Source organism: Pseudomonas sp. 3-2, assembly GCF_019710535.1.
GTDB lineage: Bacteria > Pseudomonadota > Gammaproteobacteria > Pseudomonadales > Pseudomonadaceae > Aquipseudomonas > Aquipseudomonas pharyngis.
Genome location: NZ_CP081200.1, coordinates 5784541 through 5811036 on the forward strand (window position 1 = coordinate 5784541; position 26496 = coordinate 5811036).

23 protein-coding genes are annotated in these 26496 nt (G+C 60.9%); 13 read left to right on the forward strand and 10 right to left on the reverse strand.

Features of this window, described 5'->3' with window-relative positions; all coding sequences use genetic code 11:
• Positions 1-3: 3 nt before the first annotated feature.
• The 5 genes from K3819_RS26355 to K3819_RS26375 form a co-directional block, all read right to left on the reverse strand.
• On the reverse strand, positions 4-1251 hold the full coding sequence (locus K3819_RS26355) for an ABC transporter permease (RefSeq protein WP_007959935.1): 1248 nt from the start codon (positions 1249-1251) through the stop codon (positions 4-6).
• Between the two features lie 165 nt (positions 1252-1416).
• Positions 1417-2460, reverse strand: coding sequence for an ABC transporter substrate-binding protein (locus K3819_RS26360; RefSeq protein ID WP_007959933.1), 1044 nt, complete (start codon positions 2458-2460; stop codon positions 1417-1419).
• A gap of 309 nt (positions 2461-2769) precedes the next feature.
• Positions 2770-3897, reverse strand: coding sequence for an ABC transporter ATP-binding protein (locus tag K3819_RS26365; RefSeq protein ID WP_064599820.1), 1128 nt, complete (start codon positions 3895-3897; stop codon positions 2770-2772).
• Between the two features lie 218 nt (positions 3898-4115).
• Entirely contained in the window at positions 4116-4745 is a 630-nt protein-coding gene (locus K3819_RS26370; RefSeq protein WP_007959929.1) for a response regulator transcription factor, read from the reverse strand.
• Positions 4746-7145 (reverse strand): PAS domain S-box protein, encoded by a 2400-nt coding sequence (locus K3819_RS26375; RefSeq protein WP_085612927.1) that lies wholly within the window; start codon positions 7143-7145, stop codon positions 4746-4748.
• A gap of 73 nt (positions 7146-7218) precedes the next feature.
• Between K3819_RS26375 and K3819_RS26380 the strand changes: the two genes are divergently transcribed.
• Complete coding sequence (locus tag K3819_RS26380; RefSeq protein WP_085612929.1) at positions 7219-8208, forward strand: alpha/beta hydrolase family protein; 990 nt, start codon at positions 7219-7221, stop codon at positions 8206-8208.
• Positions 8209-8256: 48 nt separating this feature from the next.
• On the opposite strand, the gene K3819_RS26385 is transcribed toward K3819_RS26380, so the two are convergent.
• The 3 genes from K3819_RS26385 to K3819_RS26395 are packed head-to-tail and all read right to left on the reverse strand — an operon-like array spanning position 8257 to position 10713.
• Entirely contained in the window at positions 8257-9024 is a 768-nt protein-coding gene (locus tag K3819_RS26385; RefSeq protein ID WP_085612930.1) for a TerB family tellurite resistance protein, read from the reverse strand.
• 1 nt (position 9025) lies between these two features.
• Complete coding sequence (gene murU, locus K3819_RS26390; RefSeq protein ID WP_221398205.1) at positions 9026-9697, reverse strand: N-acetylmuramate alpha-1-phosphate uridylyltransferase MurU; 672 nt, start codon at positions 9695-9697, stop codon at positions 9026-9028.
• A complete protein-coding gene (locus K3819_RS26395) occupies positions 9694-10713 on the reverse strand; it encodes an aminoglycoside phosphotransferase family protein (RefSeq protein WP_221398206.1) in 1020 nt (339 codons plus the stop codon). Before K3819_RS26395 ends, murU begins: the two co-directional genes overlap by 4 nt.
• Before the next feature lie 130 nt (positions 10714-10843).
• Here K3819_RS26395 and K3819_RS26400 point away from each other — a divergent pair, with 130 nt between their 5' ends.
• From K3819_RS26400 to K3819_RS26450, 11 genes are all read left to right on the forward strand, one after another.
• Positions 10844-13642, forward strand: coding sequence for an LPS-assembly protein LptD (locus K3819_RS26400; RefSeq protein ID WP_221398207.1), 2799 nt, complete (start codon positions 10844-10846; stop codon positions 13640-13642).
• Positions 13623-14939 (forward strand): peptidylprolyl isomerase SurA, encoded by a 1317-nt coding sequence (gene surA, locus K3819_RS26405; RefSeq protein ID WP_221398208.1) that lies wholly within the window; start codon positions 13623-13625, stop codon positions 14937-14939. The genes K3819_RS26400 and surA overlap by 20 nt, the downstream gene beginning before the upstream one ends.
• Complete coding sequence (gene pdxA, locus K3819_RS26410) at positions 14936-15925, forward strand: 4-hydroxythreonine-4-phosphate dehydrogenase PdxA (RefSeq protein WP_221398209.1); 990 nt, start codon at positions 14936-14938, stop codon at positions 15923-15925. The genes surA and pdxA overlap by 4 nt, the downstream gene beginning before the upstream one ends.
• Positions 15922-16740 carry a 16S rRNA (adenine(1518)-N(6)/adenine(1519)-N(6))-dimethyltransferase RsmA gene (rsmA, locus tag K3819_RS26415; RefSeq protein WP_064599835.1) on the forward strand — a complete coding sequence of 273 codons (819 nt, stop codon included), beginning with the start codon at positions 15922-15924 and terminating at the stop codon, positions 16738-16740. The genes pdxA and rsmA overlap by 4 nt, the downstream gene beginning before the upstream one ends.
• A gap of 114 nt (positions 16741-16854) precedes the next feature.
• Positions 16855-17235 carry a Co2+/Mg2+ efflux protein ApaG gene (gene apaG / locus K3819_RS26420; protein WP_039768081.1) on the forward strand — a complete coding sequence of 127 codons (381 nt, stop codon included), beginning with the start codon at positions 16855-16857 and terminating at the stop codon, positions 17233-17235.
• A complete protein-coding gene (locus tag K3819_RS26425) occupies positions 17235-18116 on the forward strand; it encodes a symmetrical bis(5'-nucleosyl)-tetraphosphatase (protein WP_064599837.1) in 882 nt (293 codons plus the stop codon). Before apaG ends, K3819_RS26425 begins: the two co-directional genes overlap by 1 nt.
• A 33-nt stretch (positions 18117-18149) precedes the next feature.
• A complete protein-coding gene (gene glpE / locus K3819_RS26430) occupies positions 18150-18479 on the forward strand; it encodes a thiosulfate sulfurtransferase GlpE (protein ID WP_007959911.1) in 330 nt (109 codons plus the stop codon).
• Between the two features lie 297 nt (positions 18480-18776).
• Positions 18777-20699: a PrkA family serine protein kinase gene (locus K3819_RS26435; protein ID WP_064599839.1), complete on the forward strand. Its 1923-nt coding sequence runs from the start codon at positions 18777-18779 to the stop codon at positions 20697-20699.
• 119 nt (positions 20700-20818) lie between these two features.
• On the forward strand, positions 20819-22090 hold the full coding sequence (locus K3819_RS26440; RefSeq protein WP_064599841.1) for a YeaH/YhbH family protein: 1272 nt from the start codon (positions 20819-20821) through the stop codon (positions 22088-22090).
• A complete protein-coding gene (locus K3819_RS26445) occupies positions 22087-23649 on the forward strand; it encodes a SpoVR family protein (RefSeq protein ID WP_064599843.1) in 1563 nt (520 codons plus the stop codon). Before K3819_RS26440 ends, K3819_RS26445 begins: the two co-directional genes overlap by 4 nt.
• 63 nt (positions 23650-23712) lie before the next feature.
• Complete coding sequence (locus tag K3819_RS26450; RefSeq protein ID WP_221398210.1) at positions 23713-24942, forward strand: multifunctional CCA addition/repair protein; 1230 nt, start codon at positions 23713-23715, stop codon at positions 24940-24942.
• Between the two features lie 39 nt (positions 24943-24981).
• Here the strand turns inward: K3819_RS26450 and folK are convergent, their stop codons facing one another.
• On the reverse strand, positions 24982-25500 hold the full coding sequence (gene folK / locus K3819_RS26455) for a 2-amino-4-hydroxy-6-hydroxymethyldihydropteridine diphosphokinase (protein WP_085612936.1): 519 nt from the start codon (positions 25498-25500) through the stop codon (positions 24982-24984).
• Complete coding sequence (folB, locus tag K3819_RS26460; RefSeq protein WP_085612937.1) at positions 25491-25847, reverse strand: dihydroneopterin aldolase; 357 nt, start codon at positions 25845-25847, stop codon at positions 25491-25493. The genes folK and folB overlap by 10 nt, the downstream gene beginning before the upstream one ends.
• Positions 25848-25921: 74 nt before the next feature.
• Between folB and plsY the strand changes: the two genes are divergently transcribed.
• Positions 25922-26491 (forward strand): glycerol-3-phosphate 1-O-acyltransferase PlsY, encoded by a 570-nt coding sequence (plsY, locus tag K3819_RS26465; protein WP_064599851.1) that lies wholly within the window; start codon positions 25922-25924, stop codon positions 26489-26491.
• Positions 26492-26496: the final 5 nt, after the last annotated feature.

Sequence of the window (26496 nt, forward strand, 5' to 3'; positions counted from 1 at the left end):
CCCTTAGCTCAGGCGCAGGCGACTGGCGCCCACCAGCCAGCTGTAGATCAGATAAAGCACCACAGTCGCCAGCAGCAACAGCCCGCCGAGTGCGGTGGCCATGCCCCAGTTGATGCTGGTGTTGGTGTAAAACGCGACGAAGTAGCTGACCATCTGATCGTTCGGGCTGCCGAGCAGCGCCGGGGTGATGTAGTAGCCGATGGCGAGGATGAACACCAACAGGCAACCGGCGCCGACACCGGCGTAGGTCTGCGGGAAGTACACCCGCCAGAAACTGGCGAACGGATGGCAGCCAAGGGAAATCGCGGCACGCATGTAGGTCGGCGAGATGCCTTTCATCACGCTGTAGATCGGCAGGATCATGAACGGCAGCAGGATGTGCACCATCGAGATGTAAACCCCGGTGCGGTTAAACACCAGCTCCAGCGGTTTATCGATGATCCCCATCGCCATCAGCGCGCTGTTGATCAATCCGCCGGATTGCAGCAACACGATCCACGCGGCGACTCGCACCAGAATCGAGGTCCAGAACGGCAGCAACACCAGAATCATCAGCAGGTTGCTTTGACGCGACGGCAGGTTGGCCAGCAGGTAGGCCAGCGGATAAGCGAGCACCAGGCAGATCACGGTGATGATCAGGCCCATCCAGAAAGTCCGGGCGAAGATGTCGAGGTAGATCGCCTGATCCGGAGTCGCCGGGGCAATTTCGCCGAGGTCGTCGATACGATGATCCACCGCCGCCAGCAGATAGAACGGGGTGATGCTGCTGGTGTTGCGCTTCACCGCTTGCCAGTAGGCCGGGTCGCCCCAACGCTCGTCGAGGCCTTCCAGTGCTTCTTTATAAGAGGCCGGTTCGCTGGCGAATGGCAGCGAGCGAGCGGTTTTGGTCAGCAGGCTGCGATAACCGGCCAACTCCATGTTCAGGCGCTTGGACAGATCGCCCAGGGTCTGGTTTTTGCGCGCTTCGGCGAGGTCTTCGCTGGCGGCTTTGTAGACCGGTTCGGCGGGCAGGCCTCGGCCGTCCCACGCAGCAATCGCGGTTACGGTGCGCGGCATGCCGCCAACCACTTCCGGGTTGCCGACACTTTTATAGAGCAGCGCCACGATCGGCACCAGGAACACCAGCAACAGAAACAGCACCAGCGGCGCGATCAGCGCCTGGGCCTTCCAGCGGTTGACCCGCTCGGCGTGCTTGAGCCGCTGCTTCAAGGTGGGGCTGTTGCCCTCGTTCAGGGGAACGGCGATGGCCATGACGTACTCCGCAAATCTTTGATCGTTACAGAGGCGGCAAGCCACCTCGAACTTTTAATGTGGGAGCGGGCTTGCTCGCGAAGGCGGCGTGTCAGTCGACATCAAGGTGAATGTGCTGACGCTTTCGCGAGCAAGCCCGCTCCCACAGGAGGGCAAGCCCTCTGGTTACTTCGCAGCCCAGGAATTGAAGCGCTGCTCCAGTTGCTCGCCGTTGTCAGCCCAGAAGCTGACGTCGATCTGCACCTGGTTGGCGATGTTTTCCGGGGTGGTCGGCATGTCTTTCAGGATCGCCTTGTCCAGCAAAGGCACTGCCTGAGAGTTGGCCGGGCCGTAGGCGATGTTTTCCGAGTAGGTCTTCTGCTGTTGTGGCTGCACCGAGAACGCGATGAATTTCTTCGCCGCTTCGGCGCGCTTGGCGTCCAGGCCTTTCGGAATGGCCCAGGCATCGAAGTCGTAGATACCGCCGTTCCACACCACTTTCAGATTGGATTCTTTCTGCACGGCAGCAATACGACCGTTGTAGGCCGAGCTCATGACCACGTCACCGGAAGCGAGGTATTGCGGCGGCTGGGCGCCGGCTTCCCACCACTGGATGTTCGGTTTCAACTCATCCAGTTTCTTGAACGCGCGATCCTGACCGCCCTTGCTGGCCAGTTCCTTGTACACGTCTTTCGGCGCAACGCCGTCGGCCATCAGTGCGAATTCGAGGGTGTACTTGGCGCCTTTGCGCAGGCCGCGCTTGCCCGGGAATTTTTTGGTGTCCCAGAAATCCGCCCAGCTGGTCGGTGCGGTTTTCAGCTTGTCGGCGTTGTAGGCCAGCACGGTCGACCACACGAAGAAGCCCACGCCGCACGGCTGGATCGCGCCTTTGACGTAGTCTTCGGACTTGCCGAACAGCGCAGGATCCAGTTGCTCGAACATGTCTTCGTCGCAGCCACGGGACAGTTCCGGCGATTCAACCTCTACCAGATCCCAGGACACGCTCTTGGTGTCGACCATGGCTTTGACCTTGGCCATTTCACCGTTGTACTCGCCGGCGACGATCTTGCCGTTGCCCGCCGCTTCCCACGGTGCGTAGAAGGCTTTGACTTGCGCCGCCTTGTTCGCCCCGCCAAACGACACCACGGTCAGATCCGGGCCGGCGGCCATTGCGCTTGCCGCACCCATCAGGCCCAGGGTCAGGGCTGTGAACTTCAGGGATCTCAACATTTATTGTTCTCTCCACGTGCAGGGTTGGTGTTGGTATTGCGGGGCGTTTCAGTGCGCCTCATGGGGACGCCCTCACTTAGTTTCCTCACCGCGTTGTCGCCTTAAAGCGGGCCAGGCAAGGCGCAGGCCGAAGGGAATGGTGTTCCCTTTCCAAGGCCTGCAACGCAGCATGGCCCGCTTTAAGGCACAACCCGAAGGGCCGGGCCTGCTGTTGTGCAGGGCTGCGTTGCTCGAAGCTTATTTGGAATGACCAAACCACGCTTCTCGCGCCTTGCCCTGCACAACAGCAGACCCGGCGCGGTGTGGAAACTAAGTGAGGGCGTCCCCTAGTGGATCGAGCGCGCGAACGTGCTCGACCTGCCAGCCAAGCGGAACCACGTCGCCGACCGCGAGCGCTGGATCGAGCTCGGCAATCGGTTGTTTCACGAAGAAGTCGGTCTTGCCGCAGACTTCCAGGCGCACCCGGACGTGGTCGCCCAGATAGATGAATTCGGCCACCCGCCCGGAGAAGCGGTTGACGCATTGGTCACTCGAACCGTTGAGGCTGACGCGCTCGGGGCGGATCGACAGGGTGACCGGTTCGCCGGTCTGGCCGATGTTGACCGCCAGCGCCTCGACCTTTTCCCCGCGCCCCAGCTCGACCACGCAGCGCTCGCCGCTCTGGCTGAGCAGGCGACCGTTGAGGCGGTTGTTCTCGCCGATGAAGTTGGCGACGAAGGTGTTTTTCGGTTCTTCGTAGAGGGTGCGCGGCGGGGCGATCTGCTGGATCTCGCCCTGGTGGAACACGGCCACGCGGTCGGACATGGTCAGGGCTTCGCCCTGGTCGTGGGTCACGTAGACCACAGTCACGCCGAGGCGCTGGTGCAGGTGTTTGATTTCCATCTGCATGTGTTCACGCAGTTGCTTGTCGAGGGCGCCGAGGGGTTCGTCCATCAACACCAGTTGCGGCTCGAACACCAGCGCGCGGGCCAAAGCCACACGTTGTTGCTGACCGCCGGACAATTGCGCCGGATAACGCGATGCGAACGCATCAAGCTGGACCATGCTCAGGACTTTCTTGACCTTGTCGCTGACGTCGCTTTTGTTCAGGCCACGCACGGTCAGCGGAAACGCCAGGTTTTCAGCGACGGTCATGTGCGGGAACAGCGCGTAGTTCTGGAACACCATGCCGATGTCGCGCTTGTGCGGCGGCACGTTGTTGATCGCCCGCCCGGCGAGGAGGATTTCACCGGCGGTCGGCGTTTCGAAACCGGCGAGCATCATCAGGCTGGTGGTCTTGCCCGAGCCGGACGGCCCGAGCAAGGTGAGGAATTCGCCCTTGCGAATGTCCAGGTTGAGGTCTTTGACGATCAGGTTCTCGCCGTCGTAGCTCTTCTGCACTCCACGAAAGCTGACCAGCACATCGCTGGCCCCTGCGTTTGATTCGACCTGGCTCATACCCACACCTTTGTTATTGATGACTGCTGTGGGATTAAGCCTAGTGGCTGCTTGCAGTCACGCAAATCGGGGCGCAGGAGAGAATTGCCTCAGCCGGATGGAAGGCCGGGGGTAGGGATTGCCCTACAAGGATGGCGTGTTTTGGCAAACCCGACGCATGGGTCGGGGCTCAAGCCGTCAGAACCGGCAAAAGCGCCTGTCGCTATTGGATATGTCGCTCAGAGGAGCTTGTGTTCCATCGCATACTTCACCAGCTCGGCGAGCGAAGTGATGTTGAGTTTCTGCATCAGCCGCGCCTTGTGGGTACTGATGGTCTTGCTGCTCAGGGCCAGTTGTTGGGCGATGTCGTTGACGTTGGCGCCTTGCGCCAGGCGTTCGAACACCGAGAATTCGCGCTCCGACAGCAACGAGTGCAGTGGTCGCGCATCGGTCAGGCCGACTTCGAAGACCATGCGGTCGGCCAGCTCCGGGTCGATGTAGCGCCCGCCCGCCGCCACTTTGCGAATGGCCGTCAGCAGCAGCGCCGGATCGCTGTCCTTGGTGGCATAACCGGCGGCGCCGACCTTCAGCGCCCGGGCGGCCATCTGTGCTTCGTCGTGCATCGACAGCACCAGAATCGCCGGCGGATGGTTCAGCGCGCGGATTCGTGGAATCGCTTCGAGCCCGTTGACGCCGGGCATCGAGATGTCCAGCAACACCACTTCGCAGGGCACATTGCGCAGGGTTTCGAGCAATTGCTCGCCGTTGCTCGCCTCCCCCACTACTTGCAGATCCTTGGCCAGGCCGATCAATTGCTTGATGCCTTCGCGAACGATGGTGTGGTCTTCGGCTACCAGTACACGGATCACTTACTTCTCCTCATCCAGTGGCACCCGCACGCTCAGCGTGGTGCCCTCGCCCGGCTCGCTGTCGAGTGACAGCTGCCCGCCCATGATCAACACCCGCTCGCGCATGCCCACCAGTCCAAAGGATGTCGGCCTGCCGGCAGCGGCGACAAATCCTACGCCATCATCGCTGACCGTCAGACACAATTCGTTGCCTTCCTGCGTCAGCGTCAGTTCCACAGTATGCGCCTGAGCATGGCGCATGACGTTGGTCAACGCCTCCTGAAGAATACGGAACAGGCCGATGGCCTTGGCGTCGCTGAGGGGCGCAAGGTTGTCCGGTACCTGCACCAGACACGGAATCTGCGTGCGCGCCTCGAACCGCCGCGCCTGCCACTCGATGGCCGAGGCGATCCCGGCATCGAGAATCGGCGGGCGCAGCGCCGTCGCCACATCCCGCACCAGCTGGAACAACTGGGCAATCAGGCGCTTCATGCTGTTCAAGCGCTCGTTCAGACCCGGATCAAGTTGCGCGTAGGCCAGTTCGCACATCGACGTTTCCAGTTTCAGCACCGTCAGCATCTGCCCCAGTTCATCGTGAACCTCCCGGGCGATGCGCGCCTTTTCCTCTTCCCGCACGCTTTCCAGGTGCGCCGACAGTTCGCGCAGTTGTTCGCGGGAGGCCGCCAGCTCCAGTTCGATGCGTTTACTTTCGGTGATGTCCCAGACAATGCCGTCCCAGACATAGGCACCGCCCTCCAGCTGACGGGTGATGGCTTTGATCTCAGCCCAGCGCTGCTCGCCCTGGCGCGTGAGAATCCGGCCCTGCCACGACCAGTCGCTGTCGGTGTCCAGCGCCTGGTCCTGAGTCTGGTGATAAGCGGCCCGGTCATCCGGATGCACCAGACTGCGAAGTCCCATGTCGCGATGGGCGATGGCGGCCGGCGCATAGCCGACCAGACTTTCGCTGCCCTCGCTGATGTAGGCAAAGTCGATCTGCCCGGTTACCGGTGCACGCTCGAGACGGAACACCAGCCCCGGCACATTGGCCGCGATGCCTTGCAGCCGCGCCTCGCTTTCTTGCAACGCAGCCAGGGCACGACGGCGTTCGGTGACATCGGTGAGGTAAACCACCAGATACTCGCCATCGCGAAAACGCAGAAAACTCAGCGACACGTCCGCCGGCAGCACACTGCCATCGGCCCGCACACAATTGGTTTCAAAGCTCAGCGGCCCTTCTTCGCTGGCTCGGGCGCGTTTCCACAGGTTGAGCCAGCGATCCATGTGCAGGCCCGGTTCGAAGTCGATCAACGGTCGGTCGATGATGGCGCCCTGTGGATAACCGAGCATGTTTTCTGCCGCACGGTTGGCGTAGCGCACATGGCTGTCCCAATTGACCCAGAGAATGCCGACGGTGCTCTGATCGATGGAAAACTGGGTCAGGCGCAAGGCCTCTTCGCTGGCGGCGCGCAGGGCGATGTCTTCACGCGCGTCGAGCAGGCGCTGTTCAAGACTGCGCTGCTGGCGGCGCTGCCAGAAGACGATGGCCACGCAACTGAGCAGTAGCACCGCGAACAACAGACTCAGGTTCTGCCAGAAGCCCGGCGATTCGGAGAGTCGCGGATATTTGGGTTGCAGCCATTGCGCATGCAGGCGCTCCAGATCCTTGGCCGGGATTGCGCGCAAGGCACTCTCGACGATCCCGGCCAGCTCCGGCCAGTCACGACGGGTGCCGATGCGCAGCAGTTGCGGCAGACCGATGTCACCGACCACCACCAGCCCGGCAAACTCCGGTTCCGCCGACAGCCGCCCGAGCTGCGCCTCATCGACCACCGCGTAGGACGCCTGCTGACTCAGCAACAGTTGCAGCGCCTGGCGCTCCATCGGTACGCCTTGCAGATTCAGGTGCGGATAGTTGCCGCGCAGATAATCGGCGGTGACGCCGGGCATGCGCACGGCGACGCGGGTCTGGCTGTCGAGTTTTTCCAGCTCCACGGTCGCGCTGCTTTTCTGGTCGCTGACCACCAGTTGCGGCACACGCATGTACGGGTCGGAGAACTGCCACAGACGCAGCCCGCCCGGGGTCTGGGTCAGACCCGGGGCAATGTCGATTTCGCCGTCCCGGGCGGCGGCCTCGAGTTGGGCCAGATCCTGAAAATTGCGCCAGCTCAGTTCGACATTCAGCGCTCTGGCCAATGCCTTCATCACTTCGACATTGGCCCCCGACAGCCGCTGCAAGCGCCGGTCGTATTGCGCGTACGGCGCCTGCAGCACCAGACCGACACGCAATTCGTTGTGCTGTGCGAGCCACTGTTGTTCGCTCGCCGATAACCGCGCGAGGTGGCTCGGTGGCGCAGGCGCCGCCCAGCCCATCAAGGGAAACGCCAGACAGCCGATAACCCACAGGCAGCAAAAACGCATCATTGAAGTCTCATACACTGACAAATTCTGACCAACCCATTAGGCTGCCGGGATAACTTCTGGCCTGGAATAACCGATGCCCCCTGTCTATCGCCTGGCAATGCCAGCATTGTGCCTGTCGCTGATCCTGCCTTGTGCGTTTTCCGTCGAAGCCGCGGATCCGGCACCTGCCCCCGCCGCAGAAAAAGCCGCCGAAGAAAAACCGGTCGAACGCCAGCCACTGCTTGAGCGTAGTCAGGAAGAAGCCGCGGCACTCGAACGCAAGGTTCCAGCCCAGGAACAACAGCAACTGCAAGCGGGCAGCGACACCTTCCTTGCCCTGTGGAAACCGGCCAACACCGCCGAACCCAAAGGCGCGGTGATCCTCATTCCCGGTGCCGGCGAAACCGCTGACTGGCCCCAAGCGATCGGCCCGTTGCGCCGCAAGTTGCCGGACGTCGAGTGGAGCAGCCTGAGTATCACCCTGCCCGATCTGCAAAGCGATGCCATCGCCCCGCGCGTGGTCGAAGCCCCCGCCGCAGCGAAAACCGCTGACCCCGGCAGCAAGGATTCGACCACCGCCGAGCCGATCGAACAAGCCGCCGGCGGCGAAGCCGACGTGGCCGACAAGGTCGTTGCCGAAACCACCGAGGAGCAGTCCAAGGCCGATGCCGAGCGAATTTTCGCCCGCATCGACGCCGCGCTGGCCTACGCCGAACAACAGAGCGCGCGCAGCATCGTCGTCCTCGGCCATGGCACCGGTGCTTACTGGGCGGCGCGCTACATGAGCGAGCGACAAAGCTCGCAGGTCGAGAAGCTGGTCCTGGTAGCCGCGCAGACCCCGGCCAAGGCCCAACCGCAACTGGTGGAACTGACGCCGACCCTGAAGCTGCCGACCGCGGACATTTTCTACATGGATAAAGCGCTGGACCGCAACGCGGCACTGGAGCGCATGCAGGCGAGCAAGCGACTGAAGACCTCCGCGTTCAGTCAGGTCGCACTCAAGGCTTTGCCGGACAACAAGGCCGAGCAGGAGCAGTTGTTCCGCCGGGTGCGGGGCTGGTTGAATCCGCAGAGCCCGGACTGACAAAGCGCAGAAAAAAAATCGCAGCCCAACGCTGCGATTTTTTTATGCCTAGCGAAAATCCCGCCGTTCGCGAATCAACGTGTAGGCATTGTGCAATTCGCGGGTCCTGTCGGTGGCCTCACGCACCTGCGCCGGCGTGGCCCCAGTCCCGGCCACCTTGTCCGGGTGATGCCGGCTGAGCAGACGCCGATAGGCGCGTTTGATCTGTGCCGGTTCGCTGGTGGCTGAGACGCCGAGCAGGCGCATCGCTTCCTGATAGCTCACCGCCGCGCTGACGATCGGACGCTTGTGTGGCTCGTAGTCCGCCGCCAGCGCCTGGATCTGCTGGGTCGTCCAGCCCAGCCACTTGCCCCACTGCGCCAGCAATTCCCGCTCGCTGACGCCGGCCCGACCATCGGCGAAGACCATTCGCCAGCAGGCGCGCAATACACCTTCAGCCGCGTGAGGTTGAGTGCTCAATCGACGCAGATAACCGCGCAGATTGTCGTTGCCGGACTTGCCGCGATTGAACGCGGCAATCGCCCGGCGCTGCGCCGGCTCGCTCATTTCCAGCGCGCGCATCTCATGCCGCGCCTGCTGGATGTGACCGTCCGTGACCCGCCCGTCGCTCTTGGCCAGACGCCCGAGCAACACGAATAACAGTTCGTCGTTGCGCAGCATCGGCCGCCCGCCGAGTTTTTCCCGCAAATGCCCCCAGCTCTGCAAATGCAGGCGCCGATCCAGCGCCTGCCCCAACAAAGCCCCAAGCATGGCCCCCGGAATGCTCGCGATAGCAAAACCCGCTCCGGCTCCAATCAGAGTCCCTGGCCACAACATATCAGCGACTCGCTTCTATCAAGGCTTCGGCTTCGGCCAGACGCTCGTGGGTACCGACATCGACCCAGTGACCTTTCAGTCGCTCGCCGGTCACCTGCGCCTCCGCCATGGCTTTACGCAGCAGCGGCGCCAGTTTGAAGGCACCGTTGCTGCAGCCATCGAACAACTGCGGGTGCAGCACGGCGATGCCGCTGTAGGTCAGGGTCGCCGCGTCAGCCTGGCCATCACGCACCTGGCCGTCGGTCAGGGTGAAGTCGCCTGTCGGGTGATGGGCCGGGTTGTCCGCCAGCACCAGATGCGCCAGCCCGGTGATCGGCTGATGCAGCACGCTGAAGTCGTAATCCGTCCAGATGTCACCGTTGACCACCAGAAACGCGTCGTCGCCCAACAGCGGCAAGGCGCGGAAAATGCCGCCGCCGGTTTCCAGTGGCTCGCCCTCCGGCGAGTACTGGATCGACACGCCGAACTGCGAACCATCGCCCAGATGATCTTCGATCTGCTGGCCGAGCCAGGCATGGTTGATCACGATCTCATTGAAACCGGCTGCGGCCAGGGCACGCAGGTGATATTCAATCAGCGGCACCCCACCGGCTCGCACCAGCGGTTTGGGGGTGGTCAGGGTCAGCGGGCGCATGCGCTCGCCTTTGCCGGCCGCCAGAATCATTGCCTTCATGCCGTCACTCCACCACGCAGGCTGGCGAGCAGTGCCTGCAGATCCGCCAGCTCGGGACGGCGGGCGACGACCGCTTCTATATAAGAGAAGAAACGCGGCACATCACCGAGGTAACGCGGCTTGCCGTCGCGATGGCAGATACGGGCGAAGATGCCGATGACTTTCAGATGACGCTGCACGCCCATCAGATCGCTGGCGCGCATAAACTCTTCGAAGCCCGGCTGCACCGGGATGTTCAGTGCTGACGCCTGCTGCCAGTAGCTTTCCAGCCAGCCGCGCACACGCTCTTCTGGCCAGCTGAGGAAGGCGTCCTTGAACAGGCAGGTCACGTCGTAGGTCACCGGGCCATACACCGCGTCCTGGAAATCCAGCACGCCGGGATTCGGCTCGCTGAGCATCAGGTTGCGCGGCATGTAGTCGCGGTGCACCAGCACTTTCGGCTGGGCCAGGGCGCTGTCGATCAGCAGCTCGCTGACCTTTTGCCACTGCTGCTGTTGGGTGGCATCGAACTCGACGCCCAACTCGCGTTTCACGTACCACTCGGGAAACAGTTCCAGCTCGCGGCGCAACAACGCGACGTCATAGCTCGGCAGCGGTGCCACCATCGGCAACTGCTGAAAAGCCAGCAGCGCTTGCAGGGCATCGCTGAATAACGCTTCGGCATTTTCGCTGTCGATCACGTCCAGATAGGTCTGGTTGCCCAGGTCATTGAGCAAAAGAAAGCCACGTTCGAGGTCTTCGGCATAAATTTTCGGCACGTTGATACCGGATTTCGCCAGCAAAAAGGCGATATCCACGAACGGTTTGCAGTTTTCCTGAGGCGGCGGCGCGTCCATCACGACGAAGCTGCGACCCGCGCCTTCCCAACGGAAATACCGGCGGAAACTCGCGTCGCTGCTGGCCGCGGTCAACGTGGCCGGGGGTACGGCTCCCCAGCCCTGATCTGCAAAAAGGGTTGCCAACTGTTCATCGAGCCAAACTTTCAGGTGTTGCAAGCGTACATCTTGATCAGGCATTGCAAGGGTCTCCGACGGCGCTAGCCGTCAAGCGGGTCATGCTTTATTATCCAGCATCTTTTTCAGACCATCGAGAGGCGTGCGGCCCACACCGCGGGCAGATGGCACGCAGGAAGCCCGGACTAATAAGATGGCATTGAAATCCCCCGCGTTTCGTAAAAAATTTCCGTTGTTGGTAACCGGCAGTCTGCTGGCTATGCAACCTCTGGCCAGTTCATTCGTTGTTGCCGCCGAGCAGTATGACTGCGCCGTCTCGGCAACGGGTGGCTGGGCCTGCTCGCCGAAGACGCCGGCCGCTGCCTTGCCGCCGCGTCCCGTGCATGACGGCAGTGCCGTCAGCGCCGCTGGCGAAGCCCCGGCCGAGAGCGGCTCCACTGCGGAGTCCGGGCCCAAGCCGGTACTGGTTACCGAGTCCAAGGGCCGCGGCCTGAAATCCCGTAGCGAAGACTACAGTCACCTCGACTGGGTTCCGCGCGAGAAGCTCACTGCCGCCCAACTGGCCGAGACCGGTCCTTACTGCTCTGGTTCCTATATCGAACCGATTCGTCCTGGCATGAATGACAAGACGAATAAAAGTGATGCCCCGACCTTCATCGGCGCCAAGGCGTCGCGTTATCAGCAGGATTCGCAGGTTGCGAGTCTGGCCGGTGACGTGGTCATGCGTCAGGGCAGCATGCAGGTCGAAGCCGACGAGGCCAACCTGTATCAGGCCGAAAGCCGTGGCGAACTGGCGGGCAACGTGCGCATTCGCGACAACGGCGCGCTGATCGTCGGCGACCACGCCGACGTGCAGCTCGACACCGGTGAAGCCAAGGTCGACAACGCCGAATACGTCATGCACAAGTCGCGCATCCGCGGTAACGCGCTGTACGCCAAGCGTGCCGAAAACGCGATCATCCGTCTGAAGGACGGCACGTACACCACGTGCGAACCGAACAGCAACGCCTGGCAGCTCAAGGGCAACAACATCACCCTGAACCCTGCCACCGGCTTCGGTACCGCGACCAACGTGACGCTGCGGGTCAAGGACATTCCGGTCCTGTACACGCCGTACATCTACTTCCCGATCGACGATCGTCGTCAGTCGGGTTTCCTGCCGCCGACCATCGGCACCGGCAGCGACACCGGCTTCATGCTGGTGACCCCGTACTACTTCAACCTGGCGCCGAACTACGATGCCACGTTGTATCCACGTTACATGGCTAAACGCGGCCTGTTGATGGAAGGCGAATTCCGCTACCTCACCAAGTCCAGCGAAGGTCAGTTCGGTGCGGCGTACCTCAACGACGAGGAAACCGAGCGCAGCAAACAGACCGACTACCAAAAGAATCGCTACATGTACAACTGGCAACACAAGGGCGGTCTCGACTCCCGCGTGTTCACCCAGGTTGACTACACCAAGATCAGCGACCCCTACTACTTCCAGGATCTGCAGACCGATCAGATCGGCGTGAAAAGTGCCGACTTCGTGAACCAGCAGGGCTCGGTCACCTATCGTGGTGACAGCTACACCGCCCGCTTGAACGCCCAGGCGTACCAACTGGCAACCGTATCGAACATCACGCCATATGACCGTCTGCCGCAGATCACCTTCAATGGTCAGCTGCCGTATCATCCGGAGGGTCTGAACTTCGATTACGAGACCGAGATCGTTCGGTTTGACCGCGATCTGAAGGACGGCAATTTCGTCAACGAAGACGGCACGATCGAGCGCCGCCTCGATAACAACGTGTTCGGCCTGGCTCGCGCCAACGGTGACCGTCTGAACCTGAAACCAGGCGTCAGCCTGCCGATGAACTGGACCTATGGCTTCTTGAAGCCGTCGCTCAAGTACCAGTACACCCAGTACCAACTGGATCTGGATGGTCAAGGCAAACGCGACATTGCGACGCAAAATGCCGAGCAAAACAAACTCAACGGCACCTTCGACAGCAACCAGAGTCGTGGCGTCCCTATCGCCAGCGTTGACGGTGGCCTGTACTTCGACCGCAATACGTCCTTCTTTGGCAAGAACTACCGCCAGACGCTTGAACCGCGCATGTTCTACCTCTATGTGCCGAAGGTGGATCAGGAAGACATTCCGGTATTCGATACCAGCGAATACACCTTCAACTATGCGTCGCTGTTCCGCGACAACCGCTTCTCCGGCGCCGACCGTGTCGGCGACGAGAACAAGCTGTCGCTGGGCGTGACCAGTCGCTGGATCGAAGACGACGGGTTCGAGCGTCAACGCATCAGCGTCGGCCAGGCTCTCTACTTCAAGGATCGCGAAGTCCAACTGCCAGGCATCGCGTTCAACGACCGCGACGACGCCAAGGCCAATGTTTCGCCTTACGCGCTGGAATACGAATACCGCTGGAACCGCGACTGGCGCACCACGGCCGACTACAACTGGGATCCGGACAGCCGCAGCCCGCGTTCCGGTAGCGCGATGTTCCACTACCAGCCTGAAGACAACCCGAACAAGGTGGTCAACGTCGGCTATCGCTATCGCAACGACCAGGTCCGCTACGACCAGAACACCGGTAAATGGGCCGTTGGCGGTGGTGACTACGGCACGCCTGGCCAGCCTGGCTACGTGAAGGACTACTACAAGATCCAGCAGCATGATTTCTCGGTCATCTGGCCGATCGTTCCGCAGTGGAGCGCGATCAGCCGCTGGCAGTACGACTACAACCGCAACCGCACGCTGGAAGCCTTCGGTGGTTTCGAATATGACAACTGCTGCTGGAAACTGCGCCTGATCAACCGTTACTGGGTCAGCTATGACGAATTCAGTCAGAACGCCCCGGAAAACGAAAAAGGCGACCACGGCGTCTTCCTCCAAATTGTTCTGAAGGGACTCGGCGGCCTCACCGGCGCCAAGGTAGAGAGCTTCCTCGACAAAGGCATCCAAGGTTATCGTCAACGTGAAGACCAAGCTTTCTGATTGTCTGCGCCCGCTGATGCTGGGCGCGCTGTTCCTGGGTACCGCGGCTAACGCCGCGGTGCAGTCCATCGATAAGGTTGTGGCCATCGTCGACAACGACGTGGTCATGCAGAGCCAGCTGGATCAACGCGTCCACGAAGTTCAGCAAACCATCGCCAAGCGTGGCGGCGGCTTGCCGCCTCCGGGCGTACTGGATCAACAGGTGCTCGAGCGCCTGATCGTCGAGAACCTGCAACTGCAGATCGGCGAACGTTCCGGCATCCGCATCACCGATGAAGAGCTGAACCAGGCGGTCGGCACCATTGCCCAGCGCAACAACATGACCCCGGAGCAGTTCCGCATCGCCCTGTCCCGCGATGGCCTGTCCTACGAGGACGCTCGCGAGCAGATCCGTCGTGAAATGATCATCAGCCGTGTACGCCAGCGTCGTGTGGCCGAACGTATTCAGGTCTCGGAACAGGAAGTGAAGAACTTCCTCGCCTCCGATCTGGGCAAGATGCAACTGTCCGAAGAGCTGCATCTGGCCAACATCCTGATTCCGACCCCGGAAAGCGCCAACTCCGAAGCGATTCAGAGTGCTGCTCGCAAGGCAATGGACGTTTACCAGCAGCTCAAGCAAGGTGCCGACTTCGGCCAGATGGCCGTGGCCTACTCCGCAAGTGACAACGCCTTGGAAGGCGGCGATATGGGCTGGCGTAAAGCCGCTCAACTGCCACCGCCGTTCGACCGTGAACTGAGCAGCATGACACCGGGTGACATCACTCAACCGGCACGCACTCCAGGTGGTTTCATCATCCTGAAGCTGCTGGAAAAGCGTGGTGGCGAGAGCCAGATGCGCGACGAAGTGCATGTGCGTCACATCCTGGTCAAGCCAAGTCCGGTTCGCGACGAAGCCAAGACCAAGGAACTGGCTCAGTCGCTCTACAACCGCATCGAAGCCGGTGAAGATTTCGCCGAACTGGCCAAGAAGTATTCGGAAGACCCGGGCTCCGCCCTCAACGGCGGCGACCTGAACTGGATCGACCCGAACGCACTGGTACCGGAATTCCGCGCCGTGATGGCCAAGTCCCCGCAGGGTCAGCTGTCCAAGCCGTTCCAGACCCAGTACGGCTGGCACGTTCTGGAAGTCCTTGGCCGTCGCGCCACCGACAGCACCGAACAGGCCCGTGAGCAGCAAGCAATGACCGTACTGCGTAACCGCAAATACGACGAAGAGCTGCAAACCTGGCTGCGTCAGATCCGTGACGAAGCGTACGTAGAGATCAAACTCCCTGGTGCAGACCAGGCAGCGCAGTGAAACCCAAGCGTTTCGCGCTGACACCCGGCGAACCGGCCGGCATCGGTCCCGACCTGTGCCTGCTGCTCGCCTCGCAAGCCCAGCCACATCCCCTGATTGCCATCACCAGCCGCGACCTGCTCCAAGAGCGGGCCGCGCAGTTGGGGCTGGCCGTCAGCCTGCTGGAAGTCGCACCAGGCAACTGGCCGGACGCTCCGGCGCCCGCCAACAGCCTGTACGTCTGGGACACCCCGCTCAGCGCCCCCGTGGTCGCCGGGCAACTGGACAAGGCCAACGCCGCATTCGTCCTCGAAACCCTGACCCGCGCCGGCAATGGCTGCCTGAACGGTGATTTCGCCGGGATGATCACCGCCCCGGTTCACAAAGGCGTGATCAACGAATCGGGTATCGCGTTTTCCGGTCACACCGAATTTCTCGCCGACCTGACCCACACCGCCCAAGTGGTAATGATGCTCGCCACCCGCGGTTTGCGCGTGGCGCTGGTCACCACTCACCTGCCCTTGCGCGACATCGCCGATGCGATCACGCCGGAGCGGCTGGAACGGGTCACGCGGATTCTGCACGCCGACCTGCAACAAAAATTCGGCATCGCCCAACCGCGCATCCTGGTCTGCGGGCTCAACCCGCACGCCGGTGAAGGCGGACACCTGGGCCATGAAGAAATCGACATCATCGAACCCACATTGGAGCGCCTGCGCGGCGAGGGCATGGACCTTCTTGGCCCGCTGCCTGCCGACACTCTGTTTACCCCCAAATATCTGGAGCACTGCGACGCAGTGCTGGCGATGTACCACGACCAGGGCCTGCCCGTGCTGAAGTACAAAGGCTTCGGCGCTGCGGTCAACGTGACCCTGGGCCTGCCGATCATCCGCACGTCGGTCGACCATGGCACCGCCCTGGATCTGGCCGGCAGCGGCAGGATCGACACCGGCAGCCTGCAAGTCGCCCTGGAAACCGCCTATCAGATGGCCGAGACCCGTTTATGACCGAGCAATACCAACACAAGGCGCGCAAACGCTTTGGCCAGAACTTCCTGCATGATGCCGGCGTCATCGACCGCATCCTGCGCTCCATCAGTGCCAAGGCCGGCGACCGCATGCTGGAGATCGGCCCGGGCCAGGGCGCATTGACCGCCGGCATCCTCAACTCCGGCGCCCAGCTGGACGTGGTGGAGCTGGACAAGGACCTGATCCCGATCCTCAATCAGCAGTTCGCCGGCAAGAGCAATTTCAACCTGCATCAGGGCGATGCGCTGAAGTTCGACTTCAACAGCCTGAATGCTGCGCCGAACAGCCTGCGCGTGGTCGGCAACCTGCCGTACAACATCTCCACGCCTCTCATTTTCCACCTGCTGAACAACGCCGGCATCATCCGCGACATGCACTTCATGCTGCAGAAGGAAGTGGTCGAACGTCTGGCCGCAGGTCCGGGTGGTGGTGACTGGGGTCGGTTGTCGATCATGGTTCAGTACCATTGCCGCGTAGAGCATCTGTTCAACGTGGGGCCGGGCGCATTCAACCCGCCACCGAAAGTCGACTCGGCCATCGTTCGCCTGGTGCCGCACGCGGTTCTGCCGCACCCGGCCAAGGATCATCGCCTGCTCGAACGCGTGGTTCGCGAAGCTTTCAACCAGCGCCGCAAAACCCTGCGCAACACCCTCAAACAACTGCTCAGCAACGCTGAAATCGAAGCCGCCGGCGTTGATGGCAGTCTGCGTCCCGAGCAACTGGATCTGGCGGCATTCGTACGTCTGGCCGACCAGCTCGCGGTACAGGTCCCGGCAACCCCCGCCGCCGACTGACAGCCGATGAACGCTATCGGGCAGGACGCCACTCTGGTTTACTGCCCGATACTTGCCTAGACTGATTCCCCATCAGCTACGCCTCGCGTTCCGCTTCGTTTAAGGCCCTTTTGCATGTCCGATCCTCGTTATCAGGTCGATGTCAGCGTCGTTACCCACTATCTGGCAGACCAATCGCAACCCGAGCACGACCGCTTCGCCTTCGCCTACACCATCACCGTGCAGAATAATGGCGAGCAGCCCGCACGCCTGATGTCGCGTCACTGGGTGATCACTGACGGCGACGGCCATGTCGAAGAAGTCCGCGGCGCCGGTGTCGTCGGCCAGCAACCACTGATCGATTCAGGCAAAAGCCACACGTACAGCAGCGGCACGGTCATGACCACCAAGGTCGGCACCATGCAAGGCACTTACGAAATGGTTGCCAGCGACGGCAAACATTTCGACGCAATCATCAAGCCCTTCCGCCTCGCCGTCCCCGGAGCCCTGCACTGATGGCGACGTATGCCGTGGGGGACCTGCAAGGCTGCCTCGAACCGCTGAAATGCCTGCTCAAGCAGGTTGCGTTCGATCCGGCGATCGATCGGCTGTGGCTGGTCGGCGACCTGGTCAACCGTGGCCCGCAATCGCTGGAAACCCTGCGTTTTCTATATGGCATGCGTGAATCGCTGGTTTGCGTGCTGGGCAATCACGACCTGCACCTGCTGGCGGCCGCTAAAAAGATCGAGCGCCTGAAAAAGTCCGACACCCTGCGCGAGATTATCGAAGCCCCCGACGGCCCGGTGCTGATGGAGTGGTTGCGTCAGCAAAAGCTGATGCACTACGACGAAGTGCGTGATGTCGCCATGGCCCACGCCGGCATCCCGCCGCAATGGTCGCTGCGGCGCGCTCTGAAGTGCGCCGCCGAAGTCGAAACCGCCCTGCGCGACGACAATCTGTTTCCCGCCTACCTCGACGGCATGTACGGCAACGAACCGGCGAAGTGGGACAACGATCTCAAAGGCGTCACCCGCCTGCGAGTCATCACCAACTATTTCACGCGCATGCGCTTCTGCACCGCCGAAGGCAAGCTTGACCTCAAGAGCAAGGAAGGCCTCGACACCGCGCCACCGGGGTATAAGCCCTGGTTCCAGCACAAGGAGCGCAAGACCAAAGGTCTGCGGATCATCTTCGGTCACTGGGCGGCGCTGGAAGGCAATGTCCATGAGCCAGGCATCTGCGCACTGGACACCGGTTGTGTCTGGGGCGGCAGTCTGACCCTGATGAACGTCGACAGCGGCGAACGCCTGTCATGCAAATGCGATGAGCATGGAGGCATTGCCCCAACCGTCGCACCACTTATCCCCGAAACTTCGCCAGTCAGCGTCCCGCGTTAGACTGCGCTATCAGCCGAGCAACAGGAACCCGCCATGAGCGAATTCAAACGTATTCCCCCAGAGCAGGCCCAGGCCCTGCGCGAGCAAGGTGCAGTCGTGGTCGACGTTCGCGACCCGGCGACCTTCGCCGCCCTGCACATCAGCGGCTCGAAGCATCTGGATAATCATTCCCTGCATGCTTTCATCCAGGGCGCCGACCTCGATGCTCCGACCGTCGTGGTCTGCTATCACGGCAACTCGAGCCAGGGTGCTGCGGCGTACCTCGTGAGCCAGGGCTTCTCCGACGTCTACAGCATGGACGGCGGCTTCGAACTGTGGCGTACGACTTTTCCTTCGGAAACCGCGCAAGGCACCTCCGAATAATTTTTTTGTAACGCGCAGGCCCCGGCTCCCGTGGGCCTGCGCCGGCAGACGAACGGTCTTGCCACAACTAATTACGTATCTCGCCTTTACCTCCCGAATTCCCAACTATCCTTAAGCCCAGGCCATCCAAAACAGGGGAGAGCCGGTACACCGGCGCACGGGTCATCGGGAGTGACTTTCAAGGTTGTCGACCGCGAAAGTGTTCTGGGGGGTAAACAATCAGCTGCCACAGCGGCTGCTTGCCAGCATCGACTGAGTGATCCGGCGTCGGCTCCACGTATCGAGCGAGGTGACGTCATGAGTATCTTTAGCCACTTCCAACAACGCTTCGAGTCCACACGCCAGGAAGAATTCTCCCTGCAGGAGTACCTGGAACTGTGCAAAAAGGATCGCAGTGCCTACGTTTCCGCCGCCGAGCGTCTGTTAATGGCCATCGGCGAACCGGAACTGCTCGACACCTCGACCAACTCGAGGCTGTCACGAATCTTTTCCAACAAGGTGATCCGCCGCTATCCGGCCTTTGAAGACTTCCACGGGATGGAAGAATGCATCGACCAGATCGTGTCGTATTTCCGGCATGCGGCCCAGGGCCTGGAAGAGAAGAAACAGATCCTTTACCTGCTCGGCCCCGTCGGCGGTGGTAAATCGTCCCTGGCCGAGAAGCTGAAACAACTGATGGAAAAAGTGCCCTTCTATGCCATCAAGGGCTCGCCGGTATTCGAATCGCCTCTGGGCCTGTTCAACGCCACCGAAGATGGCGCGATCCTCGAGGAAGACTTCGGCATTCCACGGCGCTACCTGAACACCATCATGTCGCCATGGGCCACCAAGCGCCTGGCCGAATTCGGCGGCGACATCAGCCAGTTCCGCGTGGTCAAGCTGTACCCGTCGATCCTCAACCAGATCGCCGTGGCCAAGACCGAACCGGGTGACGAAAACAACCAGGACATCTCCGCACTGGTGGGCAAGGTCGATATCCGCAAACTCGAAGAGTTTCCGCAGAACGACGCCGACGCCTACAGCTACTCCGGTGCGCTGTGTCGGGCCAACCAGGGCCTGATGGAGTTCGTCGAGATGTTCAAGGCACCGATCAAGGTGCTCCACCCGTTGCTGACCGCCACTCAGGAAGGCAACTACAACAGTACCGAAGGCCTGGGAGCGATTCCTTTCACCGGGATTTTGCTGGCCCACTCCAACGAGTCGGAGTGGCACACCTTCCGCAACAACAAGAACAACGAAGCCTTCATCGACCGGATCTACATCGTCAAGGTGCCGTACTGCCTGCGGGTCAGCGACGAAGTGAAGATCTACGACAAGCTGCTGTTCAATAGCTCCCTGTCCAAGGCCCATTGCGCGCCGGACACCTTGAAGATGCTGGCGCAGTTCACTGTGCTGTCACGCCTGAAGGAGCCGGAAAACTCCAACATCTATTCCAAGATGCGCGTGTATGACGGCGAAAACCTCAAGGACACCGATCCGAAGGCCAAGTCTATCCAGGAGTACCGCGATGCAGCGGGCGTCGACGAAGGCATGAACGGTCTGTCGACCCGGTTCGCGTTCAAGATCCTGTCCAAGGTCTTCAACTTCGATCCGCACGAAATCGCCGCCAACCCGGTGCACCTGCTCTATGTGCTGGAGCAGCAGATCGAACAGGAACAGTTCCAGGCCGAAACCCGCGAGCGCTACCTGCGCTACCTGAAAGAATACCTGGCGCCGCGTTATATCGAATTCATCGGCAAGGAAATCCAGACCGCCTACCTCGAGTCTTACAGCGAGTACGGCCAGAACATCTTCGACCGCTACGTGCTGTATGCGGACTTCTGGATTCAGGATCAGGAATACCGCGATCCGGAAACCGGCGAGATCCTCAACCGCGTTGCCCTCAACGAGGAGCTGGAAAAGATCGAAAAACCGGCCGGCATCAGCAATCCGAAGGATTTCCGCAACGAGATCGTCAACTTCGTGTTGCGTGCCCGGGCCAACAACAACGGCAAGAACCCGACCTGGCTCAGCTACGAAAAACTGCGGGTGGTCATCGAGAAGAAAATGTTCTCGAACACCGAGGACCTGCTGCCAGTCATCAGCTTCAACGCCAAGGCCAGCAAAGAGGATCAACAGAAACACAACGACTTCGTTACACGAATGGTCGAACGCGGCTACACCGACAAACAGGTACGACTGCTCTCCGAGTGGTATCTGCGGGTCCGGAAATCGCAGTAAAGCAGCTGCAAGCTACAAGCTTCGAGCTGCAAGTAAAAAGCGCATGAGCCTGATGCCAGGGCATATGCCTGCACTTGCGGCTCGCAGCTCACTACTTGAAGCTGCCCGGAGGGCCTCCTATGAGCTATGTGATCGACCGACGTCTCAATGGCAAGAACAAGAGCACGGTGAACCGTCAGCGCTTCCTGCGGCGTTACCGTGACCACATCAAGAAGGCTGTCGAAGAGGCGGTCAGCCGGCGTTCCATTACGGATATGGAGCACGGTGAGCAGATCAGCATTCCCGGTCGCGATATCGACGAGCCGGTGCTTCACCATGGTCGCGGCGGCAAGCAGACGGTGGTCCATCCCGGCAACAAGGAGTTCACCGCCGGCGAACATATTGCCCGTCCGCCGGGAGGCGGAGGTGGCCGTGGGCCAGGCAAGGCTGGCAACTCCGGCGAAGGCATGGACGAGTTCGTCTTCCAGATCACCCAGGAAGAATTCCTCGAATTCATGTTCGAGGACCTCGAACTGCCCAACCTCGTCAAGCGCAACCTGACCGGCACCGACACCTTCAAGACGGTACGTGCGGGGATCAGCAACGAGGGCAACCCGTCGCGGATCAACATCATCCGTACCCTGCGTTCGGCTCATGCACGGCGCATTGCGTTGTCGGGCAGCAGCCGCGCCAAATTGCGGGAAGCCAAAGAGGAGTTGGCTCGGCTGAAACGGGAAGAGCCGGACAACTTCGGCGATATCCAGGATCTTGAAGCAGAAATCGAGCGACTCAGTGCGCGTATCCATCGCGTGCCGTTTCTCGATACCTTCGATTTGAAATACAACCTGCTGGTCAAGCAACCCAATCCCAGCTCCAAAGCCGTGATGTTCTGCCTGATGGACGTTTCCGGCTCCATGACCCAGGCGACCAAGGACATCGCCAAGCGCTTCTTCATCCTGTTGTACCTGTTCCTCAAGCGGAACTACGACAAGATCGACGTGGTGTTCATCCGCCACCACACCAGCGCCCGGGAAGTGGACGAAGAAGAGTTTTTCTATTCCCGCGAGACCGGCGGCACCATCGTTTCCAGTGCACTCAAGCTGATGCAGGAGATCATGGCCGAGCGCTACCCGAGCAACGAGTGGAACATTTACGCCGCCCAGGCTTCCGACGGCGACAACTGGAACGACGACTCGCCGATCTGCCGCGACATCCTGATCAACCAGATCATGCCATTCGTGCAGTACTACACTTACGTGGAGATCACCCCGCGCGAACATCAGGCCTTGTGGTACGAATACGAGCGCATCGCCGAAGCCTTTTCCGACACTTTTGCCCAGCAACAACTGGTCTCGGCCGGGGATATCTATCCGGTCTTCCGTGAACTCTTCCAGCGCAGGTTAGTGACATGACCGCCAAAGAGCAGAAGCGCCAACCCATTTCCACCGGCTCGGAATGGACATTCGAGCTGATCCAGACGTACGACCGTGAAATCGCCCGTATCGCGGCCCGCTATGCCCTGGATACCTATCCCAACCAGATCGAAGTGATCACCGCCGAACAGATGATGGACGCCTATGCGTCGGTCGGCATGCCGCTGGGCTATCACCATTGGTCCTACGGCAAGCACTTCCTCAGCACCGAAAAATCCTACAGTCGCGGGCAAATGGGGCTGGCGTACGAGATCGTGATCAACTCGGACCCGTGCATCGCCTACCTGATGGAAGAAAACACCATCTGCATGCAGGCGCTGGTGGTTGCGCATGCCTGCTACGGCCACAATAGCTTCTTCAAGGGCAACTATCTGTTCCGCACCTGGACCGACGCCAGTTCGATCATCGATTACCTGGTCTTCGCCAAGCAGTACATCATGCAGTGCGAGGAGCGCCACGGGATCGATGCCGTGGAGGATCTGCTCGATTCCTGCCACGCCCTGATGAACTACGGTGTCGACCGCTATAAACGTCCGTACCCGATTTCCGCCGAAGAAGAGCGGCGTCGGCAGAAGGATCGCGAAGAACACCTGCAGAAGCAGATCAACGACCTGTGGCGCACCATTCCCAAAGGCGCAGACAAGTACAGCGACAAGGACAACGCGCGCTTCCCGGCCGAACCGCAGGAAAACATCCTGTATTTCATCGAGAAACATGCTCCGCTGCTGGAGCCCTGGCAGCGCGAGATCGTGCGGATCGTGCGCAAGATCGCCCAGTATTTCTATCCACAGCGCCAGACCCAGGTGATGAACGAAGGCTGGGCGACGTTCTGGCACTACACGCTGATGAACGACCTGTACGACGAAGGCCTGGTGACCGACGGCTTCATGATGGAGTTCCTGACGTCCCACACCAGCGTGGTGTTCCAGCCTGGGTTCGACAGCCCGTATTACAACGGCATCAACCCGTATGCCCTGGGCTTTGCCATGTATCGCGACATCCGGCGCATGTGCGAAGAGCCCACGGAAGAAGACCGCCGCTGGTTCCCGGACATCGCCGGCAGCGATTGGTTATCGACCATCAAGTTCGCCATGAGCAGCTTCAAGGATGAGAGTTTCATCCTGCAATACCTGTCACCCAAGGTGATCCGCGACCTGAAGCTGTTCAGCATCCTCGATGACGACCAGAAGGACGATCTGCTGGTACCGGCGATCCATGACGAGGGTGGTTACCGGATCATTCGCGAAACGCTCGCGGCGCAATACAACCTGGGCAACCGCGAACCGAACGTGCAGATCTACAGCATCGACCGCCGCGGCGATCGCTCGCTGACCCTGCGCCACCAGCAACACGACCGCAAACCGCTGGGCGACTCCACCGAGGAGGTCCTGAAACACCTGCACCGGCTGTGGGGCTTCGACATTCATCTGGAAACCCTGCAGGGCGACCAGATCATGAAGACCCATCATGTTCCGCCCCGCAGCGAACACAGCGAGGGGGACTACGGTCGACTCGACCTGGCCGTCATTCATCTTTGATCCCGTTCAGGCCTCCGAAAGTCCGGCGCAAGGGTTATCCTGTCGGGCCAACGGAGGTTTTTTATGCAGATTTACAAGGTCGGCGGTGCGGTACGTGATCGCCTGCTGGGCAAACCGGTCACCGATATCGATTGGGTGGTGGTCGGCGCGACCACGGAAGAAATGCTTGCCAAGGGATTTCGCCCGGTCGGCGCGGATTTCCCGGTGTTTCTTCACCCGAAAAGCGGCGAGGAGTACGCCCTCGCCCGCACCGAGCGCAAGAGCGGTCGCGGTTATGGTGGCTTCACCTTTCACGCCAGCCCCGAGGTCACGCTTGAAGAGGACCTGATCCGCCGTGATCTTACGATCAACGCCATGGCCGAAGACGATCAGCAAAACCTGACGGATCCCTATCATGGCCAGCGCGATCTCGAAGAACGGATTCTGCGTCACGTTTCCCCGGCGTTTGCCGAAGATCCGCTCAGGGTTCTGCGTGTTGCGCGCTTTGCTGCCCGCTACGCGGAGCTCGGTTTCAAGGTGGCGCCCGAGACCCTGGAGCTGATGCGTCAGCTCAGCGAATCGGGCGAACTGGAAGCCCTTACCGCCGAACGCAGCTGGAAAGAGATTTCCCGCGCACTGATGGAAGATCAGCCCCAGGTATTCATTCAGGTACTGCGCGATTGCGGCGCCTTGAAGGTGCTGATGCCAGAAGTCGACGCCTTGTTCGGCGTACCGCAGCCGGAAGCCCATCACCCGGAGATCGACAGCGGCATTCACACCCTGAGCGTGCTCGAGCAATCGGCCCTGCACAAGCAACCGCTGACCGTGCGCTGGGCCTGTCTGCTGCACGACCTCGGCAAAGGCCTGACGCCAGAGGCGGAATGGCCACGACATATCGCCCATGAGCACAAAGGCCTGACATTGATCAAAGCGGTCAACGAACGCTTCAAGGCACCGAAGGACTGTCAGGAGTTGGCCTTGCTGGTCGGCCAATATCACACCCACGGGCATCGCGCCCTGGAGTTGAAAGCGTCGACTTTGCTTGAGTTGCTGCAAAGCTTTGACATTTACCGTCGACCACAGCGTTTCGAAGAATTTATCGCCGCGTGCGAGATGGACGCCCGAGGCCGCAAAGGGCTTGAGCAGCGCAGTTATCCACAGGCCGATTACCTGCGCGGTGCGGCCAATGTGGCGCGCAGCGTGGCGGTACAGCCGTTGCTGGAGAAGGGATTCAAGGGCCCGGAACTGGGCGAGGCACTCAAGCGCGAACGGCTAAAGGCGCTAAAGGCTCACAAGGAGTCGGCAGCGTTCTGAAATCAGGTGATCCGCCCTTGCGAGGACGGATCAGGCAGTTCAACGCATGCCCGAAGGCGTGAGCTGAGTACCGCGCCACTCAAATCCGACCGGTGCAAGCACCTGATCGATCTGCGCCTCAGCCCACAATGTCGCAAAGCTTTTTCCCACACCAGGATGCACCCGATCCGGCGCAATCAAAGACAGCGGCCACAGCACAAAGGCATTTTTCAGGATTTCCGCCCGAGGCAGGACCAGTCCATCGAAGTTGCCCGCCAGATCGCCGTACAGCAGCACGTCGATATCCAGCGGCAAGCCCTTGCGATCCGGCGCATAACGGCCATTGTCCGCTTCAATGAATTTCAAGCGGCGATCCAGTTCGATCAACGGCAGATCCGTAAAAGCCGACACCACGAAGTTGAAGAACGGCCCGCTCTTGATCCCCACCGGCTGGCTTTCGAACACAGGCGAACAGCGGATATCCACCAGAAACGTGGACAAGGCATCCAGACCGGCCTGCAAATGGGTTTCGCGCTCGATATTGCTACCGAGCCCGAGATAGACCTGGGTCAGCGACATCCGCGCTCGATCTCCACACCCACGCCACCCTTGGCGGCCGGTACGGCACCTGGCTTGGTCAGCTTCAGGCGCACCCAGGTGATCTTGAATTCACTCATCAGCGCTTCAACCAGACGTTCGGCGAAAGTCTCGACCAGTTGATACTGGGATTGCTCGGCAAAGGCCTGGATCCGCGTGGACACACTGGCGTAATCGAGCGCCAGGGTCAGGTCGTCACCGGCGGCGGCCGGCCGATTGTCCCAGGCGAAGCTCAGATCAAGACGCAGGCACTGTCGGATGCCGCGCTCCCAGTCGTAGGCACCGATCACGGTGTCGACTTCCAGGCCCTCGATAAACACTCTGTCCAAGCACTTCTCTCCGCTGCACGACAAGGGCGCAATGCGCCGTTAGAATCAGGGCGTCCTCGCCCGGAATAGTTAGCATGTTTTGGTTACTGGCGATCCTCGCCTACCTGCTCGGCTCTCTGTCCTTCGCCATTTTGCTCAGCCGCCTGACCGGAAATCCGGATCCGCGAATGAGTGGCTCGGGTAATGCCGGCGCCACCAACATGCTACGCCTGGCCGGACGCAAACTCGCGATCCTGACCCTGCTGGGTGATCTGTGCAAAGGCCTGCTGCCGGTGCTGATCGCTTCGGCTGTAGGCCTTTCGCTGCAGGATCAGGCGTGGATCGGCGTCTGCGCCGTGATCGGTCACCTGTTCCCGTTGTACTTCCGTTTTCGCGGCGGCAAGGGCGTCGCTACAGCGGCCGGCATGTTGCTGGGCCTTTATCCACCCGCCGCGCTGTTGGCCGTGTGCGCCTGGCTGCTGACGTTCTATCTGACCCGCACCAGTTCGCTGGCGGCGCTGATCGCCACACCCCTGACTCTGCCACTGCTGGCGTGGCAGGAACCGGCAGCGTTGTTGCCGATGAGCACGCTGACACTGCTGATCGTCTGGCGCCACCGGGGCAATCTACGCGACCTGTTCGCCGGGCGCGAACGGCATTTTTAAATACC